This window comes from Paraburkholderia fungorum (assembly GCF_046027605.1).
Lineage (GTDB): Bacteria > Pseudomonadota > Gammaproteobacteria > Burkholderiales > Burkholderiaceae > Paraburkholderia > Paraburkholderia fungorum_F.
On record NZ_JAQQEF010000020.1, the window covers coordinates 73,815 to 99,933 of the forward strand.

The following is a 26,119-nucleotide window of genomic DNA, read 5'->3' on the forward strand; positions in this document are numbered from 1 at the left end:
GATCTCTTTCCATCAGGAGCATCCATGTCTGACCCTGTCGTCGATTCCGCCGCCGCGCCTCTTCACTTGTTAGCTGCCGCACGGCATGACGACGGCCTCACGCGCGCTGCACCGTCCGCTACAGGTGTCGACGCCGATGCAATCGGCGCCTTTCTCGACGACGTCGAAGCGGCCGGTCTCGATCTGCATTCGTTCATGCTGTATCACAACGGCCATGTCGTTGCCGAGGCATGGCGCTGGCCGTACCGCGCAGACCGCCCGCGTATCCTGCACTCGGTGGCGAAGAGCTTCACGGCATGTGCGATTGGCCTCGCGCTGGAAGACGGCCTGTTCCGGCTCGACGACAAGGTGGTGGACTTTTTCCCGGAGGCGCTGCCCACGCGGGAGCCAGGCAGCGCCGTCGGCAACGACGCAAGCTGGATCGCGCAGATGACCATTGAGGATCTGCTGACGATGCGTGTCGGTCATGAAAGCGAGACGTCGGGTGCGGTATGGCGTTCGGTGCAGACGAGCTGGATCGCGGAATTCTTCAGAATTCCGCTGGCGCATCAACCAGGTACGGCGTTCATGTACACCAGCGCGGCCAGCTACGTGCTGTCTGCACTCCTGACCCGCGTGACCGGCGAGACTCTGCACGATTATCTGAAACCGCGCATCTTCGAACCGCTCGGCATTCAGGGCGAAACGTGGGACCTGGGGCCTGACGGCGTCAATCCGGGCGGCAATGGTCTGAGCGCGAAGGTGGTCGATATGCTGAAGCTCGGCATTCTGCACGCGCAAAAGGGCGTGTGGGAAGGACGCCGCCTGTTACCTGAGAACTGGGTGTCACAGGCAACCCAGCCGCAGGGCGAGCCGTTCAAATACGGCTATCACTGGTGGACACGCGGTGACGAAAACTTCAGCGCGATTGGCCGGTTCGTGCAGATGGTGACGGTGTTCCCCACGCATGGCGCCGCGCTTGCCGTCACTGGCGCGATCAAGGGCAGTGCGCGGCTGTTTCCGTTGATTGACCGCCATTTTCCGTCCGCGTTTCGCGAGGCGACGGCGGCCCGCGCGTCCGCTGACGATGCCCTCGCATCCGACACCCGTCTCGCGGCAAAACTCGCCGCATGGCAAAGTCCGGATGCATCCGCGCCGTGGAAGTCGATTTACGAAACGGCAAACGCACCGGCCCATGCGGCAGCGCTGCTGTCCGGCACGCAGCGTTTCACGATGGAGTCCAACCCATACTGCGTCGAAGTGCTTGAATTCAGCTTCACTGACAATCAGTGCACGTTCAACCTGTTCGATGCGCAAGGATGTCATACGATCGTCGCGGGTATCGGGCACTGGATCGAAACGCGTACCGACATGCCAGGCAGCGATCTGCATCACGGTTACCAGCTCGATAACAGCCCGGTCGTGGCGCGCGCGCAATGGCTCGACGAAAGGCGCTTGCAGATGACGTGGATTTTCGCCGAGAGCGCGTTCCGCGATACCGTTACGGCCGAATTCGACGGACCACGGCTGGTCTTCAAAAGGGAAGTGAACATCAACGGCGCCGCGCTGCGCCACCACGATCTGAGCGGCATGCTCCTGGGCTGAGGCATGACCGCATGAAGCGGTGCGCGCGAATCCGGAGCGGGACGCTGCCTTGAACCATCCCTCTCAACCGCGCGCCGATCCGGCGCCATGCAAAAGACGCGAGTACGAAATCAGCATGCTGACCAGTTCCTGCGCGACCATTGTCAGCGGCGATGAACGCCGGCTGATCAGGCACACGTCGCGCGGGTCGAACGCCTCACGAATTGGAATCGCCACGAGTGCCTGCGAGAACAGCTTGAGGTCCACCAGCACACGGGGTTCGATGGTCAGAAAGTCGGACTCGCAGACGATATGCAGCGTCTCGAGCAACGACTCGGCCGTGACCACGATGCGTGGCGGTCCGAGGTTCTGCGCGTTGAACAGACTGACCAGCCGGTTTTCCGCACCGCCGACAATCCCGGCCGGCCGGATACTCACCCATTCGCACTCTGCCAGCTCTCGCACCGACGTCGCATGCGCGAGCGGATGCCCCTTGCGCGCGATGATGCCGGGCGTGGAACGGTAGAGCCGCTCGATGTTCAGATCGACGTCGCTCACTTGCGGCGCGATCGGACACAGTGCGAAATCGAGCCGCCCATCGCGGATCTTTTCGATCAGCATCTTCGAATAGCCGCTCGACACGTGCACGCGTACCTTCGGGTAACGTGCAATGAAACGCTTGAGCACCGGCAGCAAAAATTCCGCCAGCGGTTCCGAGGTCACGCCGAGTGCAATGTGGCCTTCCGGTTCGCCGGTCACCTGCTTCATTTCCTCGGTAGCGCGTTCGCAATCGAGGATGATCGCGTTCGCGCGTACCAGGAACCGCTCGCCCGGCGCGGTCAGACTGATACCCTGGTGAGAGCGGTTCAGCAGCGTCACGCCGAGCTCGGCTTCGAGACTCTGAATTGCCTGCGTCAATGTGCTTTGTCCGATATCGAGTGCTCGCGCCGCGGCCCGGAAGCTACCCTGGTCGACCACCGCGCAGAACACCCGAAGCTGGATCAACGTCATGAAAATACCCTTTGCAATGATGGCGACGTCTGTCATATCGCGCGCCGGCCAACAGCGCCGCCGCGCGCCAGACTCGCAAGCATAGCGCCTCAGAAGTCTTTCGGGTACTCGTCGGCCCTGAGCAAATCCGCGTGATCCTGCGCTATGCAGCGGCGGCTGTCGAACTCAGCCCACGTGGCAGGCAGCCTGCAGCACTTGCCGCGCGGTCTGACCGGCGGACCCGGCACGCGCGAGCGGGAACGATGCCGGCGGCAGTTCCGACGTCGGCGCCACCAGCGAATACAGGTCCTTGCAATCCGACGGTTGCGCGATCAGGTCGATGATTTCGCCCACACCATGTTTGCCTGCAAGGTCGTTCAGATAGCGGAGCGCGGAGAAATCCTCGAGCGCGAAGCCGACCGAATCAAAAATGGTGACCTGTGCAGCGGATTCTCGACCCGGTACTGCACCGGATAGCACGCGCCAGAATTCGATCACCGGCGAATCCGCGGGCAGTTGCTGGATCTCGCCTTCAATACGGGTCTGCGGTTCGAATTCAATCATGACACGCGCGCCGTTCAGCACGTGGGGATGCAACTCCGTCTTGCCCGGGCAGTCGCCTCCCACCGCGTTGATATGCATGCCAGGCTCGATCATGTCCGGCGTGAGAATGGTGGCGTTGGTCTTGTCGGCGGTGACCGTCGTGACGATATCGGCACCGCGTACGGCGTCGTGAATGCTGGCCGCGCGTGTGAGCGTCAGGCCTTCGATCCCGGACAGGTTGCGGATCAGCTTGTCGGTGGCGGCCGGGTCGGTGTCGAACACACGGATCTCGTTGATCCCGAGCAGCGTCCTGAAGGCGAGTGCCTGGAATTCACTTTGCGCGCCGTTGCCGATCAACGCCATCGAGCGGCTGCCGGGGCGCGCCATCACGCTGGCCGCGAGTGCCGACGTCGCCGCGGTGCGCAGCGCGGTGACAATGGTGAATTCGCTGAACAGGACCGGAAAGCCGGTGGCCACTTCGGCAAGTACGCCGAACGCCATCACGGTCAGCATATTGCTGCGCGTATTGTTCGGATGGCCGTTCACGTATTTGAAGCCGTACAGTGCCTGGTCGGCGACCGGCATCAATTCGATCACACCGTCGCGTGAGTGGTTCGCCACGCGTGGCGATTTGTCGAACTCGGGCCAACGCAGATAGTCGGCGCGGATATAACCGGCGAGTTCGCGGATGAAGGTCTCCGTACCGGTATGGCGGAGCAGTTGCTTTACGTCGTTGACGTCGATATATCGAGTCATGATGCTTTCCTGATTTAGATGAAACAAACGGGCTACATGGGTCTGTGAGCGTGCGAAAGTAGGGTGCCGGCGCTATTGCCGCGCGGTGCGCGCGAAAACAGAGTCAGCATGTCGACGAATTCCTGTGCGACCGTTGTCAGCGGCGACGCACGCCGGTTGATCAGGCAGACATCGCGTGGATCGAATGCCTCGCGGATCGGGATCGTGATCAGCGACGGCGAGAACAGTGTGAAATCGGCCAGCATGCGCGGCTCGATGGTCAGGCAATCGGTTTCCGACACAATGTGCAGCGTTTCCAGCAGCGATTCCGCCGTGGCGACGATGCGAGGTGGTCTCAGCGCCTCCGCTTTGAACAGGCTGATCAACCGGTTCTCCACGCCACCGACGACACCCGCCGGCTGCAGGCTCACCCAGTCGCATTCCACCAGTTCGCGAACCGAAGTGGCATGCGCCAGCGGATGGCCTTTACGCGCGATCACACCGGCTTCCGAGCGGTACAGGCGCTCGATCCGGAGATCGGCGTCGCTCACCTGCGGCGCCAGCGGACACAGCGCGAAATCGAGCCGGCCGTCGTGAATCTTTTCGATCAGCATCTTCGAATAGCCGCTCGACACATGCACCCGTACTTTCGGAAAACGTGCAATGAAACGCTTGAGCACCGGCATGATGAATTCGGCGAGCGGCTCGGAGGTCACGCCAAGTGCGATCTGCCCTTCGGGTTCGTCGGACTGTTGCTGCATGTCCTGCGTCGCCCGCTCGCAATCGCGGATGATCGCATTGGCCTTGACCAGAAAACGCTCGCCCGGCTCCGTCACACTGATGCCTTGATGCGAGCGGTTCAGCAAAGTCACGCCTAGTTCGACTTCGAGACTTTGAATTGCCTGAGTCAACGTGCTTTGCGCCATGTCGAACGCACGCGCGGCGGCGCGGAAACTGCCTTGTTCGACGACGGCACAGAACACCCTCAACTGGATCAGTGTCATGAGCGAAGGCCGGGGAAGGTGCGGAGCATGAGACGGGTGGAATGACAGCGCGAGCCGGATCAGGCGCTCAGCAGCATGCCGTCACGTTGCGCCACGGCACCGGTCACACGGCCTAGCGGATCGCCGGCACGTACATAGCGGACGTCGCGGCGCATATACAGCACGCCCTGCGTGTGACTGTGCAAGGTGGTGCGCTGACCGCTGGCGGTATCGAGTATGTCGAATACCGGCTGGCCGATTGTCACCGCCTCGCCGACCTGGACGCGATGAATCAGAACGCCCGACGCGGGCGCGCGGAATTGCTCGCTGCCGGCGAGCGGCGTGGCGGGCGCAAGCAGGTCCGGCAACGGCGTAACGGGGGCGTCGACGATCCGCTGATGCGTGAGATACGCGATGATCGCATCGGCGTCGTGCTGCGCGAGTTCGTACGACACATCGCGCTGGCCGCGATGTTCGATTGTCGCGGCGATCGAGCCGTCCGGAATCGGGAAGTCGTGGCCGAAGCGTTCGCGCAACTGCCACCATGTGAAACTGTGCGCTTCGTCGAACGAGCGGCCACCGGAATCGAGCGCGAGTAGCGAAGCGACCGCGCCGAGATAGCGCGCGAGCGGTTCGACCTGCGGCCAGATCGCTTCGCCGGTGTAGACGTGCATTGCGGCTTCGCGCGAGCAATGCAGGTCGAGCACGACGTCCGCATCGTGAGAGAGCAGCATCAGATTGCGCTGCAGCGCGTCGAATGTATTCGACGGCTCGCGGCGCAGCAATGCTGCATGCCACGCGCTGCGGATTAGCGCGAGATTCACCGCGCTGTCCTGGGTCAGCATGCCCTCCACGGCAGCGGCGATCTCGCCGGCGAGCATCGGAAAATCGCGATTGAAATTGCGCCCGCTGGACAGCTCGAATCGGCCAATCGGCGTACCCATCACCCATTGGCTCAAGCCGACTGGATTCGCCGCGCTCACCAGCACGATCTCGCCGCGCAATTTGCCGGCGGCTTCAAGTTCACGCAGTTGTTGTTGCAATGTGACAGCGACCAGAATGCCCGGCGTTTCGTCCGCGTGCAGGCCGCCCTGGATGTAGACCTTCCTGCCGGTGTCCGCGGGACCGAAGTGAAGGCTCGTCAGTTCATACGCGGCACCGTCGCTGGTGTGGGGTAGGGTGTGCAAGGATAGGTTCATGGAAGGCGTAAGGCGGATCAGGAGTGGCGGCAATTTGATGCTACGTGGAGTTCACGCTGGGCAGAAGGCAATCTGCCCGATCGCGATCGACGGGGCGGATCGCCGGCCTGTGGAGGCACCGACCGGCGATCCGAAGAATTCCTGCAGAAGGTGTCAGGCGAACCGTGTCATGAGGGTGAGTCGATCGCGATCCGGTGATGCGCGAACACCCGCGGCATCACGTCGATCAGCACCGGCGCAATCGCGCCAGTGCGCGTGGCGTCGAAATAGGCGCGGCCCGGATCGGCGTCTTCAGGCACCGCGCGGGTGATCACCTTGAAGCCCTCAGTGCGATTGCCGCGCAGCTCCGGCACCGCCTGCAACAGTCGCCGCGTGTACGGATGGCTTGGATTATCGAATACCGCGTCGCGCGAACCTTCTTCGACAATGTGGCCGCGAAACATCACCACCACGCGATCGGCAATCTGTTCGACGACGCCAAGATCGTGCGAGATCAGCAGGCAGGCAAATCGGTAGCGTTTTTGCAATGACACCAGCATGTCGAGAATCTGCTTTTGCACAGTGACGTCGAGCGCCGACACCGGTTCGTCGGCAATGATCACGGCGGGCCGGCTAGCCAGCGCGCGTGCGATCGCCACGCGCTGACGCTGGCCGCCCGACAACTGATGCACGAGCCGCGAGCCGAACTGTTCGAGTCCGACATCGGCGAGCGCGGTGGTGACGCGCTGCTGGCGCGCTTTCGTATCGAGCGTAGTGTCGAGCCGCAGGCCTTCGCGCACCAGCGCGTCCACGCGCATGCGCGGATCGAGTGACGAATAGGGGTCCTGGAATACCATCTGAACCGAGCGCCGTGCGGCTTGCAGCGCGTCGTGTCCGGCGTTCAGGAACGGCTTGCCGTTGAGCAGAATGCTGCCTTGCGCGATCGGCGCGAGGCCGAGAATGGCTTTCGCCAGACTCGTCTTGCCGCTGCCTGATTCGCCGACGATCGCCACCGTCTCGCCGGCGCGCACGCTCAGCGATGATGGATACACGGCGCGCGTGGTCTGGCTTCTGAACCATGTGCCGGGCACGGTGTAGTCGATCGCGACGTCGTCGACTTCGATGGCGGGCGGTGTCGAGGGTGGAGTGGGCTGCGCGGTTTCAACCGCCGCGTCGGCTTCAGCTTCAGCCCGACACGGCAACGCTTCAAGCAGCTTCAGCGTGTAATCATGCGATGGCCGCGCCAGCACGCTTGCTACCGCGCCGGTTTCCACCACCACACCGCGCCGCATCACCAGCACGCGTTCGGTGTACGCCGTCACCAGGGCGAGATTGTGACTGATGAAAATCAGCGCGGTGCCTTCCTCGCGCGTGAGTTCGAGCATCAGATCCAGCACTTCTTTCTGGACCACGCAGTCGAGTGCCGTGGTGGGCTCGTCGGCGATCAGCAGACGCGGGCGCAACAGCATCACCGCGGCGAGCAGAATGCGCTGCCGCATGCCCCCGGAGAACTCATGCGGATAGCGCTTCAGGCAGTCACGCGGGTCGCGTACGCGCACCCGCTCGAGCATGCGGACGGCGAGTTCGCGGGCTTCGTTGCGCGCAACCCGGCGCCGCCGGATGATCGCTTCGGTCAGCTGGTCGCCGATCCGCGCGGCCGGATTCAGCGACACCATCGGCTCCTGAAACACCATGCCGATCTCGGTGCCGCGTGCGGCGAGCCACTGCGCGGGCGTGTTATCCAGCCACTCGCGGCCGTCGAAGCGAATGCTGCCCGAGAGAATCTGCGCGCGCTCGGGCAAGAGGCCGAGCAGCGCCCGCCCGACCAGCGTCTTGCCGCTGCCGGATTCGCCGACCACCGCCAGCGATTCGCCTGCATTCAGCGTGAAGCCGACGCTTTCCGTCACCTGTTTGAACTGCCCTTGATCGCTGGGGAAACCGATGGTCAGATCGGAGACGCTGAGCAATGGATGGGACAGAGGATGCGCCAGACTGGGATCGAGCGTCTGCATTACATGACTCCTTTCATACGCGGGTCGAGCAGATCGCGGACCCCATCGCCAAACAGGTTGATGCCGAACAGCGCCACTGAAATCGCGGCGCCTGGGAACAGCACCAGCCAGATTGCCTGTTCGATCGCGGTGCGGCCGTCGGCGAGCATGCCACCCCACGTGGGTTCCGGCGCGGGCACGCCGAGGCCCAGAAAACTCAGAGCGCTTTCGGCCAGCAGCGCCGAGCCGAACAGCGAGGTTGAGAACACCAGCAACGGGGCGGCGCAATGCGGCAGCACGTGACGGATGAGGGTCCATGCGCCGCTATTGCCCATGGTGCGTGAGGCGACCACGAAGTCGCGCTGGCGCAGCGACAACGCCGCACCGCGTGCAATACGGCTGACCGACGGTGTGTACGCGAGACCGAGCGCCACCACCACGCCCCATTTCGACGGACCGACCACGGTCATGATGCCGAGCGCCAGCAGCAGGCCCGGAAACGCCATCAGTGAATCGATCAGCAAGCTGGCGAGGCGGTCGCACCAGCCGCCTGCATAGCCGCAGACCACGCCGATCGAGGTGCCGGCCAGCAGCGCGAACAGCACTGAACAGATGCTCACGGTGAAACTGACGCCGGCGCCGGCCATGATGCGCGACAGCACGTCGCGGCCGAATTCGTCGGTGCCGAACCAGTGATGCCATGACGGCGCCGCATAGCGGGTGTGAATGTCGACGTCGAGCGGACCGTACGGCGTATAGACCAGATCGACGACGGCGACCAGCAACAGCAGGCCGACCAGCACGGCCCCGATCACGAGATTGGCGCGCCTCGCGCGCTTCAGGGGAGTGGACATGAGGTTCAGAGCTTGAGACGGGGATCGAAGATCGGATACAGCAGGTCGACCACGAGATTGATGAGGACGTACAGCAGGGCGATGACCAGCAGGCAGCCCTGGACCACCGGGTAGTCGCGCGAGTAGATGCTTTCCACCAGCAGGCGGCCCATGCCCGGCAACGTGAACACGGTCTCGATCACCGCGCCGCCTGCGAGCAGATGGCCGAGTACGAGTCCGATGACGGTCAGCGTGGGGCCGAACGCATTCGGCAGCGTATGGCGCAACAGCACCCGCCGTTCGGTAAGTCCTTTGGCACGCGCATGGGCGATGTATTCGAGCCGCAGTACCTCGATGCTGCTGGCGCGCATCATCCGCGTGACGACGGCGATTTCACCGAGCGAAACGGCAATCACCGGCAGCACCAGATATTTGAGCGACGCCCAGCCCACTTGCGAGAACGGCTCGAAACCGAAAGTCGGCAATAGATGCAGCTTCACGCCGAATAGCCATATCAGCAGAATGCCGACCCAGAAGCTCGGAATCGACACCAGCAGAATGCTGCCCATCACGACCATCAGATCGCCGCGCCGGTTTTGCGACCATGCGGCGAACAGCCCGGCGGGAATTGCGATCAGGCACGCGATAAAGGTGGCGGCCAGCACGATCTCGGCGGTGACCGGAAAGGTCTCGCGGATCAGTTCAAGCACCGGCTGATGCCGGACGATCGAAGTGCCGAAGTCGCCCTCGAGCAGATGACGGACCCAGATCACGAACTGCGCCGGAATCGACTGATCGAGCCCGAACATATGCCGCATTTGCTGCAACAAGGCGGGATCGTTGATATCGCCGAGCATCAGCGAGGCGGGGTCGCCGGGAATGGCGCGAATCATGCCGAACACGAGCAGCGTGACGATTAGCACCGTCGGAATCGACATCGAAATGCGCTTGATGATGTAGCGGAGCATTGAACAGCCCTAGTTCTTCGTGACGTTGAAAAAGCGCTTCGTGCGCAACGGCCAGGTGCCCATGCCATGCAGGCGGCTGCTGACCAGCGTGAGATCGGGCGAGTCATACAGCACGATCATCGGCGCATCGGCCAGCATCATCTGATGCAGTTGCGCGAACACCTGTTTTCGTGTGTTGTCGTCGGTCACGCTGTCGAGGCTGCGCAACAGGGCGCGCGCTTGCGGGTTCTCCCATTGCGCCATCGGGTTGCCTGACTTGTCGCCGAGGACGTCGCCATACATCAACGCCGGTTCGATCCGCGCCGAGTAGCCGAATGACATCAGCTGAAAATTGCCGGAGTGGAAATCGTCGGCCTGGGTGCCCCATTCGAGTACCTGCAGCTTGACGTTGATGCCGGCCTGCGACAGCAGCGATTGCAGATAAATCGCCGCCGAGTACATGTGCGGATAGCGGCGATTGGTTTTGAGTGTCAGCGGCTGACCCTTGTAACCGGCCTGCGCGAGCAGGCGTTTGACTTCGGCCAGATTCTGCTGGTAGCCGATCGCGTCCGCGGGCGTGTAGAGTTCGTCGGCCGTCGTAGTCAGCGACGGGTTGTAGCGTGCCCGGCCGCCGCTCACCGCATCGACCACGCCTGGCAGATCGACCGCGAGCGCAATTGCGCGGCGCATCCGCACGTCGGACAGCAGGGGGTCCCGCGTTTGCATCAGCAACGCGGACGGATCGGCGCCGGCCCCGGAAATCAGATGCCAGTTCGGATCCGATGGCGGCAGATTGTTTTCGGAAATATTCATCGCGTCGATCTGGCCGGACATTAGCGCGGAGAGCTGCGCGGCTTCATCGGGAATCGCGACGATGCGCACATTCGCTTCGGCCCGCTTGGCGCCCGCGAGACCGCTGGACGGCTCGCTGCGCGGCTTGTAGCCGGCATAGGGCGTCAGCAATACATATTGTCCCTGCTTCCATTCACTAAAGACGAACGGTCCTGTCGCCACCGGCCTGATCCATTCGCCGTTCGGTCCGACGCTGGACGGATGCAGCACGGCGAGCGGACAACGCAGCTCGGTCATGCGTGTCAGGAAGAGCGCCGAGGGCCGGTCGAGGTCGAAGACCACCGTGTGCGGATCGGGTGTCGTGACCGCCAGTACTTTCGGGCCGCGCTGGCCGTTGTAGTTGCTGCGGCACACGTAGCCGGTACGCGGCTGCATCAGATAGTTGAAGCTCCATTTAACCTCCGCGGACGTCAGCGGCGCGCCGTTCTGGAACGTCACACCATGCCGCAGATGAAACGTGTAGCGCTTGCCGTCCGGTGAAATGGTCCAGCTGTCGGCGAGCATCGGTCCGATCGACAGATCGCCTTTCAATGCGACCAGTGACTCCACCACGTTGGCCAGAATCTCGTCGGTATAGGCGTTGCGAAGCACATTACCTGGCATCGAGGTGGGGGTGTCGGTGCTGATCGCAAAGCGGATTTCGCGAAGCGGCGCGGTAGCGTTGGTCTGCGCGGGAGCGGCGGAGGCCGCGGCGCTCATCGCGGCAACCGCTATCGCGATCGCAATGGGCGACACCCTTCTGCGCACCCGCGCCTTTGCCACGCGCTTCACGAATTGCACCCGGATTGCAATGGCCAGACGCCACTTGGGCTCACAATAAGGGGCAGGCTACGGTTCGACATCAAAAGTGTCCTTGTTAAATGAAGATCGCGGCATGGTGGCCGCCTGGTAACGGCCAATCAGCATGCCGCGATCGTAAAAGCAGGGGCATGTGTTGGGAAGAGCAGTCCTGTCGATCGGACACCGAATTTCAGATCATGCGGGAAAACGCGAGTAGACCTGCAATTTTTGGCGTGATTTGACTGAGCCAGTCGTGAGCTGGGTGCCGCTGACGATGCAATGCGATTGGATCGGCTGAAGCATGCTCAGAGGGTATCGACTCCGCGGATCATGATCGTCAGAAGTGTTCTTACTTCACCCTATTTTTCTGCCTAGCATGGCGTCATCGATCGAGCATCGCTTCTGAAACGCAACTCAATATGAACCGCTCACCGGATGATGACGTGGCTGCATTCATGATTCCCGCTGGCGCCATTTATGGCGCGCAGCGATTGTTCAGGCTGCGGTTGCGCAGTCAGCAATTGCGGCAAGGGGGGCACCGTGACGAGGTGCAATGGGTCGTGGGTTTCATTGGCGACAGCTGGGTGCGCGGTTCCGGATTACCTGCTCAAGGCGATCCGACCCGCGAGCGCTATTTCATGCCCCGCTTGTCTTGCGCGCTTCAGCAGCTTTACGGCGACGCTGGCGGAGGCTGGTGCGGTCTGTCATACACGACCTCGACTGAACGGCGCGGCGGTTCGGCCAATTCGAATCGCCTGTATCAGGCCGGAACCGGTTCGTGGACCACGCAGGTGAACAACCGTCCCGTGCCGGACCTGTGCACGAGTGCAAGCAGTGTGGTGGGCGACGTCATTCGCGTCACCAACACAACTGGACCGACGCGCAGCGTGAAATTGCACGCGGTGCCGGCTGGAACGATCGAGTATCGTTGGAACGAGGGTGGATGGGTCACCCTCGATCTAGGTGCCGGTGGCGCGACGCCGATTACCGCGCTCGCAGGCTTCCCGCTGCACGGCGGCTGGACGCTCGACTTGCGCGTGGCGGCGGGTCTGGTAGAGCTCGCCGGCATCGATCATGACAGCGGCTGCCCAGGCGTGCGCATTCACAATCTCGGCGCGGGCGGCAGTTCGGCCCAGCACTGGGCTTCAGTGGATGCGGCAGCGTGGAGAGCCTCGATTGAGTCGTTCGGGTTCGACACATTGATGACGTTGTTCGGCACCAACGATCAGAAGTTGATCGAACCGCAGGAGCATCGCCGTTGTCTGGCCGCGCTTGTTCACACGCTGAAGCGCGCTGCGCCGGAAGCCGACATTGCACTCGGCACCTCGCCTGAGAGCGGGGACCACCAGGCGTCGCGGCTTGGCCGCCCTATGCGTCTGTATCGCGATGTCGATCGTTCGCTGGCGATTGAAGAAGGGCTGGCGCACGTCGATCTGCAGCCGCTATTCGGCGACGTCAGCGAGTATCGCTACGGCGGCCCAAGGCCATGGTTAGACGCGTCGCTCATCCATCCCGCAGCACCTGGCATGCGAGCGATCGAGATGCTTTATTTGTGTCTGTTTGACCGGCTAGCGTGTCAATTCCGGGCGACGACGCAAACTGACGCCGGTTGAAAATCGACTGGCTCAAATTGCGGTGCAAACGGCAAACCGTTCAAGACCCAAAAAAAAACTCGCCGGGCAGAATCCGGCGAGTTCGCAAGAAAGTCCTTGGGACAGCGCTCTACTGCAGACCCAACCGCGCCGCGATCATCTCGCCGATGGGTAGGGCCGAGGTGGCGGCCGGCGATGGTGCATTGCAGACGTGCAACATCCGCGACGTTTCCGCAAAAAGAAAATCGTGAACCAGCGTGCCATCGCGCATCACAGCCTGGGCCCTAATGCCGGCCTCGCTAGGCAGGAGGTCGTCGATGGTCAGTTGGGGACAATATTTCCGGCACTGCTCCAGGTAACCGCGCTTCCAGAGCGAGTTTTTCATCTCGATCATGCCCGAGTTGAAGTGCTTGCCCATGACCTTCCAGAAGCCCGGAAACCGTGCGAAGTCCAGCATGTCGGCAACGTTCGCTGCGCTCTTGGAATAGCCTTCGCGTGCAAATCCGAGCACTGCGTTGGGTCCCACTGTGATTCCGCCGTCAATCATGCGCGTCAGATGAACCCCGAGAAAGGGGAGATCAGGATCCGGCACAGGATAGATGAGATGCCGGATCAACGACGCACGGGACGCGGGAAGACGAAAGTATTCGCCGCGGAACGGAATGATCTGGTGATCGATCGGTACGCCAGCCAGTCTCGCAAGACGGTCCGATTGCAACCCGGCGCAAGCAATGAGCCGGTCGGTCACGATCGATCCTCCGTCATATCCCAGTTCGACCTGATCACCGCGCTCCCTGATTGCGGTGACCCTGACACCGAGGCGAATGTCCGCACCCGCTATACGCAGCAGGTCCGCCATCTTCGAGCACATGGCCTTGTAATCAGCGATGCCCGTGGTTTCCACGAGCAGTGCGCCTTTGCCAACGATGTTGGGTTCGAGTTCTGCGAGTTCTGATGCGTCGAGCCGCCGAACGCTCAGTCCATTTTGTTGCGATCGGGAGTAGAGCGCCTCCATCCGCGAGAGTTCACGCTCGTCGGTGGCCACGACGAGCTTGCCGCAGACGTCGAACGGAATGCCGTGCTCCTGACAGAACGCCTTGGTCGCTTCGGCTCCGCGACGGCATAGATCGGCCTTGAGGCTCCCAGGGGCATAATAGACGCCGGCATGGATGACTCCGCTGTTGTGCCCTGTTTGGTGGCTTGCTAGCGTGTTTTCCTTCTCCAGGAGTGTTAGCGAGGCACCCGGGGAACGTCGGAGAATCGCGAGCGCTGTTGCCAGTCCCACGATCCCGCCACCGATGATGCAGTAGTCGTATTTCATCTTGTTAGTTCGTTATCCATTCCATTGCATCGACAGGACGCAACCCGTTTGCGCTTCAGTAATGTACAGCCGGGAACTTCCATTTCCCGAAAGGCCTAGTGCGACGTTCGTCGTACGTTCTCCCGATTGACCCGAGATCGTGTGGGTGTGCTCGCCTCTGCGTGAAAACACGAATACGCAGCCCAGGCCGACATGAGCGACGAACAGGTTTTCGTGCTCGTCCATGCACATGCCATCCGGGCCGCCAGGACCGAACATGTAGCAGAAGACACCAACCTTCGAGACACTGCCGTCTTTCATAAGCGGTACTCGCCACACGGCATTCGCGCGTGTGGCGGATACGAACAGCGTCTGCTCGTCTGGCGTAAGAACGATACCGTTGGGGCTCGGCACATTCGAGAGCAGGCAGTCGAGCCGACCTTCCTTCGTCAGCCGATACACCCGGCCCGTCGGATCGTGCATCCCTGTCTGACCCTGGTCCGTGAAATACACGTCGCCTCGCGAGGAGATGCAGAGGTCGTTCACACCCTTGAACCGCTCGGAGTTGCGCGTCTCGAGGAGCGGCTCGATCCGGCCACTATCGGGTTCGAGCCGCATGAGTCCGTGCTTGTAGTCGCAGATGAGCATCGACCCGTCTACGGCCAGCGCCATGCCGTTGGGCCAGCCGTCGTATTCGACAACGCAGTCCCATTGCCCTTTTTGATCGATGCGGAATATGCGGCCATGAGGTATGTCGACTACACAGAGATTGCCTTGCGCATCCAGCGTGGGCCCTTCGAGAAACGAGTCGAGACAGGCACCTGATGCATTCGCGTCGGCCCATTCGCTCCTTTTGGGGCGGCGGTATTCATCGGGTAACCGGTAGAGTACCTCTGCTCTGAGCGGAACGTCTTCCATTCGCAGTTTCATTTCGTCTTTCCGTTCTTTCGATCCGTTATTGCCCCGAAAACGTTGCCGGGCGCTTTTCCTTCCATGCGGTCAGCCCCTCTCGCAGGTCCGATGAGCGGAGAATGCGGGCTTCGCAATCCTTGAAGTCGGCCAGATCGAATTCGTCGCGGCCGAGGGCATTCATCGCTCGCTTCGTTTCACTGACGGCCAGTGGTGCGAGCGTTGCGACGCGTTGAGCGAGCGCGTCAACGCGCTTGTCGAGCTCGCCGTCGGCGACGAGATCGGTAAGGAAGCCGATGCGCAGCATGTCGTCGGCATGGGTCTTCTCGCCGAGCAGAAACAGCCGCTTGGCTTCGTTCAGTCCCAGTCGCGAAACGAAACGCTTGATACCAGAGGGGTAGTACAGAAGGCCGAGTGCGGCAGCGGGCATGAACATTTCGGTTGCAGGCGTTCCCACACGGAAGTCGCAGGCGAGGGCGAGATCGGTCGAGCCACCATAGACACCGCCGTGCAGCCGGGCGATGGTGACCTGAGGCAGGCTCTCGAGTCCCTCAACCAGCGCTTCAAAGGGGTTGTCGATCGGACCATCCGGCTGGGCAACCGCAATTTCCGCAACCTGACCAATGTCATAGCCGGCGCTGAAGTAGCGCCCCTCGCTTTGCAGGATGACTGCCCGAATCTGCTTGCTGTGCTTCAGTTCAGCGAAAAACTCAACTAGCGCGTCCAGGTCGGGTGTTTCGATACGATTCGCATGCTTCGGCCTGCGTAGCGCGATTCGCGCTACGGTACCGGAGACGGTCATCGTTGGAGGCTGTGCATCAATAGTCGTGTTCATAAAATTATACGGGTGGCTGTTGTAATTACAGCAGCGTACTGTATGATTACAGAAAAAGGAAGCCAGCAATGTCCCAGAACTCCAGTAATCCCAATTTCGCGTCCACGATCCGGGAAAAGATCGAGGCGGAACTTGCCCAGGGCCGGTACCTGCCGGGCGATCTGCTCGATGAAAAAGCCATCGCCGAGCGTTATGGGGTTTCTCGTACGCCGGTGCGAGAGGCCATCCAGCAGCTTCTTGCGCAAGGTCTCGTCCACCGGGTTGCCCGGCAGGGCGCGTTCGTGGCAAAGCTCTCGTCGAAGGAGTTGCTCGCCATCGTCGAGCTGCTCGCTTATACGGAAGGGTTGTGCGCAATGTTCTCGGCGCGGCGTTCGCCGCCCGAGACAGTGAAGGAACTGATGGACTCGGTCGAGGCCTGCGAGCGGGCGGCCCAGAACAATGACCGGGAGGCTTATGCATCGGCCAATGCCGAGTTCCATAGCATTCTCTACGCGAGCACCCGGAACGCGCCGCTTAGCCAGCACGTTATCGCGCTGCGGCGGCGCTCACAGCTGTACCGGCGGAACATTTTCCATCAGCCCGGCCGGATGGCCGAGTCTGCGGCGGAGCATCGTCGCATCGTCGATATGATCGCCGCCAACGACGAATGGGGGGCGTTTCACGCCGCCGTCGACCATATCGCCGTTGCTGGAAAATCGTTTGCCGAATTCGTCATGACGCTCCCCGAAGGGAGCCTCGCCGACTCTGACAGAACAACCTGACCATGTAGGAGACTGACAATGCCGCTTTCCACCGCCAATCGAACGGGTCCGCTCAAGGATCTCGTGGTTGTCGACATGACCCGTTTCCTCTCCGGGCCTTACTGCACGCTTCTGCTTTCCGATCTCGGCGCGCGTGTGATCAAAATCGAAAGCCCGGGGAAGGGTGACGAATCGCGCTACGTACCGCCGATTGTTGGCTCGGATTCGCCTTATTTCATGTCGATCAATCGGGGCAAGGAGTCGATCGCTCTCGATCTGAAGAATGACGAGCACCGGGCGCTGCTTGACGAATTGCTCGAGGGTGCCGATGTTCTGGTGGAAAATTTTCGCCCTGGAACGATGGAGAAACTCGGATTGTCCGCGGAGGTGCTGGCCGAGCGGTATCCGCAACTGGTCTTTGCATCGATTTCGGGATTCGGCCAGACCGGTCCGTGGCGCAGCCTTCCGGCCTATGACCTCGTGGTGCAGGCGCTCAGCGGACTCATGAGCGTGAACGGCCAGGCCGATGGCCCGCCGACGCGGGTAGGCACCTCGATTGGAGACCTCGGGGCAGGCGTGTATGCAGCGCTGAGCATCGTGTCTGCAATCAACGAACGACACCGGACCGGGAAGGGCGGTCGTGTCGATGTGGCCATGCTCGATTGTCAGGTTGCGCTGCTCGAGAGTCACTTCATGCGCTATGACGTGACCGGCGAGATTCCGGGGCGCGTCGGCTCGCGGCATCCGCTTATCGTGCCGTTCGACGCCTTCAGATGCGCCGATTCGTATATGGTCGTGTGCACGGTAGGCGATGGACTCTACGCCCGACTCGTGAAAGCAATCGGACGTCCGGACCTCATTGACGACCCGCGCTTTTCCACTCCCGCAAATCGCCTCGACAACGAAGCATCAATGAAAGCGGAGCTTGAGGGAATTTTCCTCTCCAAAGACCGTGATTACTGGCTCGAGGTTATCGGCGCTGCTGGAATTCCTTGCGGACCGATCAACAGCATTGCGGAGATCGCAAACAGTCCTCAGCTCGATGCGCGAAACCTGTTCGTCGAGGTGGATAGCGATAGTGGTTATTCCTTTCGAGCGGTGCGCAGCCCGGTCCGGCAACTGAGTAAAGAAGAGTCAGCGAAGGTGCAACGTGCGCCGCATGTCGACGAGCACGGCCCCGCTATTCGCGAAGAACTGGCTGCGCAGCGAGTGGCGAGCACAGACGCCTGAGGGTCATCTTTTATTAATTCCTTCATTTAGTAATGCGAATGGAAGCTTTTGAGAACCTGAGGTCTATAACGTAGCGATGAAAAAAGATGGAGGAGACAAGTGAGAAAGGTCGCTCTGACCGCGGGTGACACCGACGGGAAAAAGAGGTGGTTCCAGCTGTTTCTATGCATTCTCTGCATGGGGTTGGTCGCGAATATCCAATACAGCTGGACGCTTTTCGTCAGGCCGCTACATTCGGCCTTCGGCTGGTCGGACCTGCGCATTCAGGTCGCGTTCACCATTTTCATCATGGCCGAAACGTGGCTGGTCCCGATCGAAGGGATGATCGTGGATCGGTTCGGTCCCAGACCGGTGATAGCGGGGGGCGCGATCCTGATCATGATAGCGTGGACAGTGAATTCCTTCACCGACTCGCTCTATGTGCTGTATCTGGATTCACTTCTGTCTGGCATCGGTGCGGGTTGCGTATATGGCACCTGTGTTGGGGTCGCGATGAAGTGGTTCCCGGATCGTAGAGGGTTCGCAGGCGGTCTCGCTGCAGCCGGGTTCGGAATTGGTGCGGCTCTGACGATCATTCCGATTGCCAATGAGATCGCACACCATGGTTACCGGTCGGCTTTCCTCAAGTTCGGTCTGATTCTCGGTGGTGCAATCCTGCTGATCTCAGCCCTCATGGTGAAACCCACGGTTTCAACGCGCCCCATTCCCGCGCAACGAAACGTGCAGAGCAAGCGGGACTACACGACAGCCGAGATGATGAAAACGCCCGTGTTCTGGGTGTGTTATGCCATCTTCACGGCGATGTCGGCCGGCGGACTTATCGCGACGGCACATATCGCCTCGGTTGCCCGTGACTTTGGCATCGCTTCCGCACCCATCGCGCTCTTCGGGACCGTGGTGCCGTTGCTCACACTGACGCTGTCGGTCGATAACCTCGTGAACGGCTTCACACGACCCTTGTGCGGCCTGATCTCCGACAGGTTCGGTCGGGAAAACACGATGTTTCTCGTGTTTCTCGGGGAGGGCCTGGCGTTGCTCGGCATCATCCAGTACGGCCAGAATCCGTATCTCTTCCTGGTCTTCGCGCCGGCAGTCTATCTGTTCTGGGGGGAGATCTATGCGATATCGTCCGCCCTGATCGGCGACACGTACGGCAGCAGATATCTGACCGCCAACGCGGGCGCGCTTTTCACCACGAAGGGTTTCGCGGCGCTGATCGTGCCGTTCGGCAGTCTGCTGCGCGAGTTGACTGGCCGATGGGACTCCGTCTTTTTCTTCTGCGCCGCGATCGCGATCCTGTCTGCCGTCGTCTCCCGGTTCGTCCTGGGTCCAATGAGGCGCAATTTCATTGCGAGAAGCAATGCAGAACTGCTGGACAAAGGGGGTATGGCAGGGTCCGATCTTCAGTTTGGTGGACAGGTCAAGTCGCCAGCTTCGAGCTCTTAGGAAGCGTGGCCTGGACGAAAGAGGTAAGGATGCTCACAACGTCTTTGAACGAGAAGGGTGATCAATACGTTATTGCTGATACTTCCGGGCTGGATCGGGAAACGATACCCGGTCGACAGAGCGTTTCGTTTGCGAACCGCTCTGCCCGTGAGCGGGCCTTTCTGGATCTATGGAAACAGGCGGTAGCGATAGCAGGCTGCGAATACTTTGGCGATGGTACTGACGGGGGACTGCAACGGGCGCAGACCAAGACGGAATTGACGCCGCGGATGAACACGATCCACGCGGCTATCGTCAAGGATCGAGGTGAAGATAAGGTGTTTCTTGCCGTAGTCGCGTCCTTCTGCTTCGCTGAAGGTGCCCAACCGCTGTGGGACATGCTCGAGATCCGTGGACTTGCGGATGTGAGTACGCTGTCGCAACCGAAAAAGCACCTGATAGGGGCGCTGATTTCCACGTTTGACGGCTGGTATTGAGTGGCTGGATGCAGCAGAAAGCGAGGCGTGGCTGCGGCTGCATGCACGCTTTTTCAGACACGTTCAGTTTTCACGGAAGTTCGGCGGTCAGCCAGCCAACGCCAGTGATGTTCGGACCGACCATGTCGTTCCGGGTTCGGTCTGAAGCGGCCATTACAAAAAGTTGTAGACTCGCGGTTAATCTAGCTTTCGATTGACGAGTGCAATATGAATATTCCATTTTCAGGTGGGTGCGCATGCGGATCGGTTCGCTATGCATGTGTGCGGGAGCCCGTCGCCATGATCAACTGCCATTGCAGAGACTGTCAGATCTCAAGTGGCGCTCCTTTCGCGTCAGGCATCATCGTCAAGACTGACGACCTTGAGATCTGTGGTAAGCCGCGAACATATGCAGTTACCGCAAGCAGCGGTGGCCTCACAACCCGTAGTTTTTGCCCTGACTGTGGAACCCCCTTGTTCACGCAAAGCTCAGCTTATCCACAAGTCACTTCTATCCGATTTCCCTCGCTAGACGACACCTCTGACTTTAGACCAATGCTAGACATATACACCGCTAGTGCGCAACGGTGGGTTTGCTTTGATCAAGCAATTCCTCACTTTCCTCAGTCGCCCCAGCAGTGAAAAGAACCTGATGCCTAACCAGGTTTCTGCCAAACCATGCTAGATGCTATTCCGATGGTGCCTCTCAACGTCCGCTTGCCAGTATCTGCTTAGGGTTGCGCGGTGCTGATTGCGGTCGGTTAGCATTCGGCCAATTCTGTTGAAAAATTCGTGTTTTGGTTTAGGACGCTGGTTTTGGAAGTACGTTTCGAGTAGCAGAGTTCGGCGAGGAGGCAGACTTCAAGCAGGCGAGGACTCCGCTTCCCCTCATGCAATGGCCGGGTTTGCCTGCCTACCGTCTGGCGTGAGCCACTTGGCCATTCTTCGCAGATTCTGCGCGGTTGGTGCCATCAGAAACTCGTCATGAGCACCGCTTGGACCGCGCAGCCTCGAACGGTCGAGCTTCAGAACGCGCTCGAGGTGGACAAAGAGCATCTCTACCTTCTTACGCTGCCGGCGAGACTGCCGGTATTCGGGGGTTGCCGCGATGCGCTTTGCTTCGTCACGCGCGTCTTCATGGACACTACGTGTGATTTTGCGAAACGACATATTCGGGCAGCAACGATCCTTCATCGAACATCCGTCACTCACCGTCTGTTCACTGGCACCGCAGCCGGAACGCCCGGTGCGCCAGTACCTGCGTCGCTTTGTGGCCGGTGGGCGCCGCAAAGCGCAAGCGGCTCTTCACTCGTGCGGCCAGAAAAAAGACAGCCCTGTACGTCCGGTCGGCTATCATGCCTGTCCTCTCCGAAGTAGCTCCTTATGATTACCGTCCGTAATGTCACGCTGCGCCGCGGTGTCAATGTCGTACTCGACCGCGCGTCCGTCACCTTCACCCCCGGCGAAAAGATTGGCCTTGTCGGCCGCAATGGCGCCGGCAAGTCATCCTTCTTCGGCCTTCTCAACGGCACGCTGCACGAAGACGGCGGCGAGTTCTCGATTCCCGCTGCATGGAAGATGGGCCAGGTCGCGCAGGAGATGCCGGAGACCGAGCAGAGTGCGACGGACTTCGTCATCGAGGGTGACACCGTAATGCTGGCCGCGCAAGCCGAAGTGGCCGCCGCTGAGGCCAGCGACGATGGCATGCGCATGGCGCACGCTTACATGGCCCTGCACGACGCCGGTGCACATGATGCCCCCGCACGTGCCCAGGCGCTGATCCTGGGCCTTGGCTTCAGTGCTGCGCAGCTCAGCCAGCCGGTCAACAGTTTCTCCGGCGGCTGGCGCATGCGACTGCAACTGGCGCGCGCGCTCATGTGCCCGTCCGACCTGCTGTTGCTCGACGAGCCGACCAATCACCTCGACCTCGACGCGCTGGTCTGGCTGGAAGCGTGGCTCAAGCGCTATCAAGGAACCTTGGTAGTGATCAGCCACGATCGCGAATTCCTCGACGCGGTGACGCAGGTGACGGTGCACGTCGATAACGCGAAGCTCGTGCGCTATGGCGGCAACTACAGCAAGTTCGAAGACATGCGCGCTGAGCAGATGGTGCTGCAGCAGGCCTCGATGGCCAAGCAGGCGGACAAGATCGCCCACTTGCAGAAATTCATCGACCGTTTCAAGGCCACGGCCTCGAAGGCGAAGCAGGCGCAGAGCCGGGTCAAGGCGCTCGAACGCATGGAGAAGATCGCACCCGTGCTTGCCGACGCAGAGTTCAACTTCGAGTTCAAGGAGCCGCTCAACGTCCCGAACCCGCTGTTGTCGATGCTGGACGCGAGCTTCGGCTACCCGGCGCCGACCGGCGCACCGCCGGGCACGCCGCCGACGGTCATCGTGCGGGGCATCAACCGATCCGTGCTGGCCGGGCAGCGCATCGGCATTCTCGGTGCCAACGGCCAAGGCAAGTCCACTCTGGTGAAGACGGTGGCGCACGAGCTGGCGCCGATTGCCGGCGAAATCAGCGAAGGCAAAGGCCTGAACATCGGCTACTTCGCACAGCAGGAACTCGACGTGCTGCGTCCTCTCGACACGCCGATGGAACACATGATCCGCCTTGCCAAGGACACGCCGGCGCACCTGCGTGCCCCCGGCCAGAGTGGCACCGAACAATCGCTTCGCACCTTCCTCGGCACCTTTAGCTTCAGTGGCGACATGGTCCATCAGGCGGTCGGCACGATGAGCGGCGGGGAAAAGGCGCGGCTGGTGTTGTGCATGATCGTGTGGCAGCGCCCCAACCTGCTGCTGCTCGACGAGCCTACCAACCACCTCGACCTGGCCACACGCGAAGCGCTAGGCATGGCACTCAACGAATTCGAAGGCACAGTGCTGCTGGTCAGTCACGACCGGTCCCTGCTGCGCGCGGTATGTGACGAGTTCTGGCTCGTCACCAAGGGTGGCGTCGAGCCCTTCGACGGCGATCTGGACGATTACCAGCAGTTCCTGCGCGACGAAGCCCGTCGCATGCGCGAGCAGGCAGCCGGGGAGCAGAGGGTTATCGCCTGAGTTAATTCCCTGGCAGTTCCAGTTTGGAAGCTGCCATAGCACTCGCATCGAGTCGAAGGGCCGCTTTGGGGCGACTACGGAAGTTCGGCAGTGGAGCGAAGAGTTCGCAAAGACGCCCCGTCCCTCACAAAAGTGATCGGCATAGAAATGTCGATCCGACAGCGAACATCCGGTTTCTTGAACTTCGCGACGTCCAGCGACGCTCGAGTGCCGCGACACTGCGAGTTCGTCCGTTCGTACGCACAAACAATGGCCAAGCCCGATGGGGGCGGAGCTCAAGTGGATGGATACATTTGACGTCAAAACGTGGACACTTCTGCGTCCAGTGAGTCGGGGCTCCCTGGAGCGTCGTCGATCGCACTCGGTCAGTAATCAGTAAAACGCGTGCGCTGCGCTTTGACCGGCTTTACTCCAATTAAGACGGGAAGCGATCACGTGTACCGGAAGCGCCAGAATTGTGGTGGCGTACTTGCGGTAAGATACTTGTTTGATCTTTATCTACGAATGTATGGCCCATTTTGGCACAGGCGTCGAATACGCGTTGCACTGTCTCATCTGGATGGCCAAACCGCTGCAAGTACGCGCTAGCAGCCGTGATTTGGCCGAATTACAGGGCGTACCCGTTCCCTATATGGCAAAGCTGTTTCCGAAGCTCGAAAAAGCCGGCATTGTCCGGGCGACGGAAGGTATTCGTGGGGGATATGTTCTTGCCAGGCCAGCAAACCGAATTACGGTTCTTGACGTGGTGGATGCGGTTGAGGGAGAGAAGCCGCTGTTTGATTGTCAGGAGATCCGCGATCGATGCGTGTTGTTTGAAAGCCAACCCCCTGCATGGGCGACCAAAGGTGTTTGCGGTATCCATGCGGTGATGTTGCGTGCCGAGAAACAGATGCGCGCCGAATTGGCTGCTACGACCTTGGCAGATCTGGCCAAGGGGGTCGCACAAAAGGAGCCGGCCCGGTTCGGTCATGACGTCGTGGAATGGTTCGACGCGCGTGCAGACGCCCGGGACCACGCGCGTCTGCACGGGATAAAGAATCGCGGCGGCAAGCGCCAGTAGAGAAGAAAGACCGGTGATGCGATACACCACCGGTCTTGTGCGCTGATCAGAGATACGTCACGCGTGTTTTACACCAGGCGGCGGTTCGGATCGGCAGCTGCGAAGGCTTCGGCTCGATCTGCGCGCGGGGGGGAGATCCAGACCGTATTGATCTGTTGCTTGAGCTTTTTCGCTTCAGCGCCTGTGAGCTTGACCTGCCGATCCCAGCCTTCGGTTTGCACCGCGCCCCAAGGTCCGATATCGAGGCAGGTCACGTAATTCACCTGATCGTACGGGATCGTGGGGATGTACAGCAGATCGGCGGCGGCATTATGCCCGGCGGACCGTCCCAAATTCATCGCATGCTGGCACGACATCAAGGTGTGATGTCCTTTGTCATCCGTCGCTGCGTAGGCCGTATCGCCGGCCGCGAAGATATTCTCTTGTCCGATTACGCGAAGCTCGGGTGTTACATGTAGACGCCCAAGACGATCACGTTCGCCTGTAATTTGCCGAGTTAATTCGCTTGCCTGCAGACCGGCAGTCCAGATGACTGTCTGGCTTTCGATGCGCGAACCGTCGCTCAGTACCACGCCTTTTGAATCAATGGCGGTTACGCCGACCCCGAGGCGTGCGGTGACACCGAGTTCGGACAATGCCTGTTCGATGACGGGGCGCGGTCCAGGACCGAGATCGGGGCCAATCGCGTCGGCACGTTCCACGACAATGACCTCAATCGGGGTGTTTTCGCCGAGAATTTTGCGCAAATAAGATGGCAGTTCTGCTGCCGTTTCGATGCCGGTGAAGCCTCCACCTGCGACCACGACAGTGTTGCGGGCCGGAGTATCCGGTCGCTCTCCGAGTGCTAAAAGGTGGAGTTGCAGTCGTTGGGCATCCGGCAGTTTGTCGTTGCTGAAGTTGTACTGCCCGAGCCCAGGTACGTTCGGAGCGGCCAGACGGCTACCGGTCGCGAGAATTAGCCGGTCGTAATGGATCGATTCGCGAACCTGGTTTTCCCCGATATAGATGACGGTGCGTTTGTCGGGATCGATCTGCTCTGCGAAGCCTTCCACGACACGTACACCCGTTACATCGAACAACTCGGCAAGCGGGAACGAGGCTTCAGACAGATCGGTTTCGTAAAAACGCGGGCGGATGTTCAGACGAGCTTCGGGAGCGAGCACCACGATTTCCAGTTCGTTCGAGCGGCCGGCCTCATCGGCGGCTCGAGCCGCGGAAAGCGCGCTCCACATTCCGGCAAAGCCGGCACCAATAATGAGAAGGCGTTTAGTCACGGATAAAATTCCAGATTGAAGTGTGAGGTGCGCGGATCGCGATGGCGGGCGACCGACGCGGTTAGCCCGTACACGTGCCATGAATGCGCGGGCAAGATGCATTCATTAACGCAGACTATATCAGTCCTAGTTAGTGAATGTAAACGAGCTACCCACGACAGCGCTAGAGCCTGATTGCAACAAACACGGTGGCGCCATCACATGAGCGAGCTCTATCACCGATACGCCATCGTGGGATGCCGACGCCATTCACGCGCGCCGACACCCCCGCTCACTTATGGTGAACAAACCGCATCTAACCGACTGTGGGGCGTGCTGCTACGCGCGACCCGCCAGAGACAGGGCCTTGGCAAATCCGCCGTCCTGATACAGCAGCGGACTTATTTCATCGGCCAACAGCAGACTCTCGACCCGCCCAACGAAGATCGTGTGAGTTCCAAAAGAGAAGCTCTCCGAGGGAGAACAGAATAGGTTGGCTTGCGCGTCGGCCAGGAACGGGATGCCATCGTCGCTCGAAAGCCATACTCCTTCGGTGAATTTATCATCGCCCTTTTTTTTGCCGCCAAAGGCCGCCGAGACGTTCTGTTGTCCAACCTTAAGCAGGTTCACACAAAAGCGTTTTGCGTCCGCCATCGGCGAATGAAATGAAGCCGATCTATTGACACAGACGAGCAAAGAGGGCGGCTCCGCGCAGACCGATGTCACGGCCGTCGCGGTCATGCCGAATCGCTGACCCGCTACGCTGCAGGTCAGGACGGTGACGGTGGAAGTGAGTCGCCGCATGGCGAGCTTGAAGTCACTTCCCAGTTCGCTATTCATG

Annotated in this window: 22 protein-coding genes and 1 pseudogene; 9 read left to right on the top strand and 14 right to left on the bottom strand. The window is 60.7% G+C overall.

Features of this window, described 5'->3' with window-relative positions; translation table 11 throughout:
* Nucleotides 1-24: 24 nt before the first annotated feature.
* Nucleotides 25-1,584: a serine hydrolase domain-containing protein gene (locus tag PQR53_RS27800; RefSeq protein ID WP_408461209.1), complete on the top strand. Its 1,560-nt coding sequence runs from the start codon at nucleotides 25-27 to the stop codon at nucleotides 1,582-1,584.
* Between the two features lie 63 nt (nucleotides 1,585-1,647).
* On the opposite strand, the gene PQR53_RS27805 is transcribed toward PQR53_RS27800, so the two are convergent.
* The 8 genes from PQR53_RS27805 to PQR53_RS27840 all read right to left on the bottom strand — a co-directional run bounded on the left by PQR53_RS27805 (nucleotide 1,648) and on the right by PQR53_RS27840 (nucleotide 11,386).
* Nucleotides 1,648-2,610 carry a LysR substrate-binding domain-containing protein gene (locus PQR53_RS27805; RefSeq protein WP_408461211.1) on the bottom strand — a complete coding sequence of 321 codons (963 nt, stop codon included), beginning with the start codon at nucleotides 2,608-2,610 and terminating at the stop codon, nucleotides 1,648-1,650.
* A 129-nt stretch (nucleotides 2,611-2,739) separates the two neighbouring features.
* Complete coding sequence (gene ocd, locus PQR53_RS27810; protein ID WP_408461213.1) at nucleotides 2,740-3,852, bottom strand: ornithine cyclodeaminase; 1,113 nt, start codon at nucleotides 3,850-3,852, stop codon at nucleotides 2,740-2,742.
* 32 nt (nucleotides 3,853-3,884) lie between these two features.
* Nucleotides 3,885-4,835, bottom strand: coding sequence for a LysR family transcriptional regulator (locus PQR53_RS27815; RefSeq protein ID WP_408461216.1), 951 nt, complete (start codon nucleotides 4,833-4,835; stop codon nucleotides 3,885-3,887).
* Nucleotides 4,836-4,894: 59 nt separating this feature from the next.
* Nucleotides 4,895-6,013 (bottom strand): succinylglutamate desuccinylase/aspartoacylase family protein, encoded by a 1,119-nt coding sequence (locus PQR53_RS27820; RefSeq protein WP_408461218.1) that lies wholly within the window; start codon nucleotides 6,011-6,013, stop codon nucleotides 4,895-4,897.
* Between the two features lie 167 nt (nucleotides 6,014-6,180).
* Nucleotides 6,181-8,004, bottom strand: a complete 1,824-nt coding sequence (locus PQR53_RS27825) for a dipeptide ABC transporter ATP-binding protein (RefSeq protein ID WP_408461220.1) — start codon at nucleotides 8,002-8,004, stop codon at nucleotides 6,181-6,183.
* Nucleotides 8,004-8,837, bottom strand: a complete 834-nt coding sequence (locus PQR53_RS27830; RefSeq protein WP_408461223.1) for an ABC transporter permease — start codon at nucleotides 8,835-8,837, stop codon at nucleotides 8,004-8,006. The genes PQR53_RS27825 and PQR53_RS27830 overlap by 1 nt, the downstream gene beginning before the upstream one ends.
* 5 nt (nucleotides 8,838-8,842) lie before the next feature.
* Nucleotides 8,843-9,784: an ABC transporter permease gene (locus PQR53_RS27835; protein ID WP_408461226.1), complete on the bottom strand. Its 942-nt coding sequence runs from the start codon at nucleotides 9,782-9,784 to the stop codon at nucleotides 8,843-8,845.
* Between the two features lie 9 nt (nucleotides 9,785-9,793).
* Nucleotides 9,794-11,386, bottom strand: coding sequence for an ABC transporter substrate-binding protein (locus PQR53_RS27840; RefSeq protein ID WP_408461228.1), 1,593 nt, complete (start codon nucleotides 11,384-11,386; stop codon nucleotides 9,794-9,796).
* A gap of 428 nt (nucleotides 11,387-11,814) precedes the next feature.
* Here PQR53_RS27840 and PQR53_RS27845 point away from each other — a divergent pair, with 428 nt between their 5' ends.
* Nucleotides 11,815-13,008, top strand: coding sequence for an SGNH/GDSL hydrolase family protein (locus PQR53_RS27845; RefSeq protein ID WP_408461231.1), 1,194 nt, complete (start codon nucleotides 11,815-11,817; stop codon nucleotides 13,006-13,008).
* 109 nt (nucleotides 13,009-13,117) lie between these two features.
* Here PQR53_RS27845 and lhgD read toward each other — a convergent pair whose 3' ends face one another.
* From lhgD to PQR53_RS27860, 3 genes are read right to left on the bottom strand one after another with little or no spacing between them, the layout of a single operon-like run.
* On the bottom strand, nucleotides 13,118-14,308 hold the full coding sequence (lhgD, locus tag PQR53_RS27850) for an L-2-hydroxyglutarate dehydrogenase (protein ID WP_408461233.1): 1,191 nt from the start codon (nucleotides 14,306-14,308) through the stop codon (nucleotides 13,118-13,120).
* Nucleotides 14,309-14,320: 12 nt separating this feature from the next.
* Nucleotides 14,321-15,217: an SMP-30/gluconolactonase/LRE family protein gene (locus PQR53_RS27855; RefSeq protein ID WP_408461235.1), complete on the bottom strand. Its 897-nt coding sequence runs from the start codon at nucleotides 15,215-15,217 to the stop codon at nucleotides 14,321-14,323.
* Between the two features lie 25 nt (nucleotides 15,218-15,242).
* Nucleotides 15,243-16,100, bottom strand: coding sequence for an enoyl-CoA hydratase/isomerase family protein (locus PQR53_RS27860; protein WP_408461238.1), 858 nt, complete (start codon nucleotides 16,098-16,100; stop codon nucleotides 15,243-15,245).
* Between PQR53_RS27860 and PQR53_RS27865 the strand changes: the two genes are divergently transcribed.
* The 5 genes from PQR53_RS27865 (at nucleotide 16,100) to PQR53_RS27885 (ending at nucleotide 20,544) form a co-directional block, all read left to right on the top strand.
* A complete protein-coding gene (locus tag PQR53_RS27865; RefSeq protein ID WP_408461240.1) occupies nucleotides 16,100-16,792 on the top strand; it encodes a GntR family transcriptional regulator in 693 nt (230 codons plus the stop codon). The two genes, PQR53_RS27860 and PQR53_RS27865, sit on opposite strands and share 1 nt — an antisense overlap.
* A gap of 63 nt (nucleotides 16,793-16,855) precedes the next feature.
* Nucleotides 16,856-18,001 carry a CaiB/BaiF CoA transferase family protein gene (locus PQR53_RS27870; protein WP_408461242.1) on the top strand — a complete coding sequence of 382 codons (1,146 nt, stop codon included), beginning with the start codon at nucleotides 16,856-16,858 and terminating at the stop codon, nucleotides 17,999-18,001.
* A gap of 99 nt (nucleotides 18,002-18,100) precedes the next feature.
* Nucleotides 18,101-19,447, top strand: coding sequence for an oxalate/formate MFS antiporter (gene oxlT, locus PQR53_RS27875; RefSeq protein ID WP_408461245.1), 1,347 nt, complete (start codon nucleotides 18,101-18,103; stop codon nucleotides 19,445-19,447).
* Between the two features lie 29 nt (nucleotides 19,448-19,476).
* Nucleotides 19,477-19,923 carry a hypothetical protein gene (locus tag PQR53_RS27880; protein WP_408461247.1) on the top strand — a complete coding sequence of 149 codons (447 nt, stop codon included), beginning with the start codon at nucleotides 19,477-19,479 and terminating at the stop codon, nucleotides 19,921-19,923.
* A 207-nt stretch (nucleotides 19,924-20,130) separates the two neighbouring features.
* Nucleotides 20,131-20,544 carry a GFA family protein gene (locus PQR53_RS27885; RefSeq protein WP_459251635.1) on the top strand — a complete coding sequence of 138 codons (414 nt, stop codon included), beginning with the start codon at nucleotides 20,131-20,133 and terminating at the stop codon, nucleotides 20,542-20,544.
* Between the two features lie 246 nt (nucleotides 20,545-20,790).
* On the opposite strand, the pseudogene PQR53_RS27890 reads toward PQR53_RS27885, so the two are convergent.
* A pseudogene (locus PQR53_RS27890) lies at nucleotides 20,791-21,108 on the bottom strand (transposase); the annotation flags it as partial.
* A gap of 177 nt (nucleotides 21,109-21,285) precedes the next feature.
* Between PQR53_RS27890 and PQR53_RS27895 the strand changes: the two are divergent.
* Complete coding sequence (locus PQR53_RS27895) at nucleotides 21,286-22,965, top strand: ABC-F family ATP-binding cassette domain-containing protein (RefSeq protein WP_408461249.1); 1,680 nt, start codon at nucleotides 21,286-21,288, stop codon at nucleotides 22,963-22,965.
* Nucleotides 22,966-23,473: 508 nt separating this feature from the next.
* On the top strand, nucleotides 23,474-24,025 hold the full coding sequence (locus PQR53_RS27900) for an RrF2 family transcriptional regulator (RefSeq protein ID WP_408461381.1): 552 nt from the start codon (nucleotides 23,474-23,476) through the stop codon (nucleotides 24,023-24,025).
* Between the two features lie 68 nt (nucleotides 24,026-24,093).
* Here PQR53_RS27900 and PQR53_RS27905 read toward each other — a convergent pair whose 3' ends face one another.
* Together PQR53_RS27905 and PQR53_RS27910 are read right to left on the bottom strand one after the other, a co-directional pair.
* Nucleotides 24,094-25,299 (bottom strand): NAD(P)/FAD-dependent oxidoreductase, encoded by a 1,206-nt coding sequence (locus tag PQR53_RS27905; protein WP_408461251.1) that lies wholly within the window; start codon nucleotides 25,297-25,299, stop codon nucleotides 24,094-24,096.
* 318 nt (nucleotides 25,300-25,617) lie between these two features.
* Nucleotides 25,618-26,118, bottom strand: a complete 501-nt coding sequence (locus PQR53_RS27910; protein WP_408461253.1) for a flavin reductase family protein — start codon at nucleotides 26,116-26,118, stop codon at nucleotides 25,618-25,620.
* Nucleotide 26,119: the final 1 nt, after the last annotated feature.

Bases quoted from the DNA above. Each gene is read 5' to 3' on its own strand.
- PQR53_RS27845 (WP_408461231.1), top strand. From the start codon at position 11,815: ATGAACCGCTCACCGGATGATGACGTGGCTGCATTCATGATTCCCGCT.
- PQR53_RS27895 (WP_408461249.1), top strand. From the start codon at position 21,286: ATGATTACCGTCCGTAATGTCACGCTGCGCCGCGGTGTCAATGTCGTA.
- PQR53_RS27825 (WP_408461220.1), bottom strand. From the start codon at position 8,004: ATGCAGACGCTCGATCCCAGTCTGGCGCATCCTCTGTCCCATCCATTG.
- PQR53_RS27835 (WP_408461226.1), bottom strand. From the start codon at position 9,784: ATGCTCCGCTACATCATCAAGCGCATTTCGATGTCGATTCCGACGGTG.
- PQR53_RS27800 (WP_408461209.1), top strand. From the start codon at position 25: ATGTCTGACCCTGTCGTCGATTCCGCCGCCGCGCCTCTTCACTTGTTA.
- PQR53_RS27910 (WP_408461253.1), bottom strand. From the start codon at position 26,118: ATGAATAGCGAACTGGGAAGTGACTTCAAGCTCGCCATGCGGCGACTC.
- lhgD (WP_408461233.1), bottom strand. From the start codon at position 14,308: ATGAAATACGACTACTGCATCATCGGTGGCGGGATCGTGGGACTGGCA.
- PQR53_RS27830 (WP_408461223.1), bottom strand. From the start codon at position 8,837: ATGTCCACTCCCCTGAAGCGCGCGAGGCGCGCCAATCTCGTGATCGGG.
- PQR53_RS27805 (WP_408461211.1), bottom strand. From the start codon at position 2,610: ATGACAGACGTCGCCATCATTGCAAAGGGTATTTTCATGACGTTGATC.
- PQR53_RS27820 (WP_408461218.1), bottom strand. From the start codon at position 6,013: ATGAACCTATCCTTGCACACCCTACCCCACACCAGCGACGGTGCCGCG.
- PQR53_RS27815 (WP_408461216.1), bottom strand. From the start codon at position 4,835: ATGACACTGATCCAGTTGAGGGTGTTCTGTGCCGTCGTCGAACAAGGC.
- PQR53_RS27880 (WP_408461247.1), top strand. From the start codon at position 19,477: ATGCTCACAACGTCTTTGAACGAGAAGGGTGATCAATACGTTATTGCT.
- ocd (WP_408461213.1), bottom strand. From the start codon at position 3,852: ATGACTCGATATATCGACGTCAACGACGTAAAGCAACTGCTCCGCCAT.
- PQR53_RS27865 (WP_408461240.1), top strand. From the start codon at position 16,100: ATGTCCCAGAACTCCAGTAATCCCAATTTCGCGTCCACGATCCGGGAA.
- PQR53_RS27855 (WP_408461235.1), bottom strand. From the start codon at position 15,217: ATGAAACTGCGAATGGAAGACGTTCCGCTCAGAGCAGAGGTACTCTAC.
- PQR53_RS27885 (WP_459251635.1), top strand. From the start codon at position 20,131: ATGAATATTCCATTTTCAGGTGGGTGCGCATGCGGATCGGTTCGCTAT.
- PQR53_RS27900 (WP_408461381.1), top strand. From the start codon at position 23,474: ATGGCCCATTTTGGCACAGGCGTCGAATACGCGTTGCACTGTCTCATC.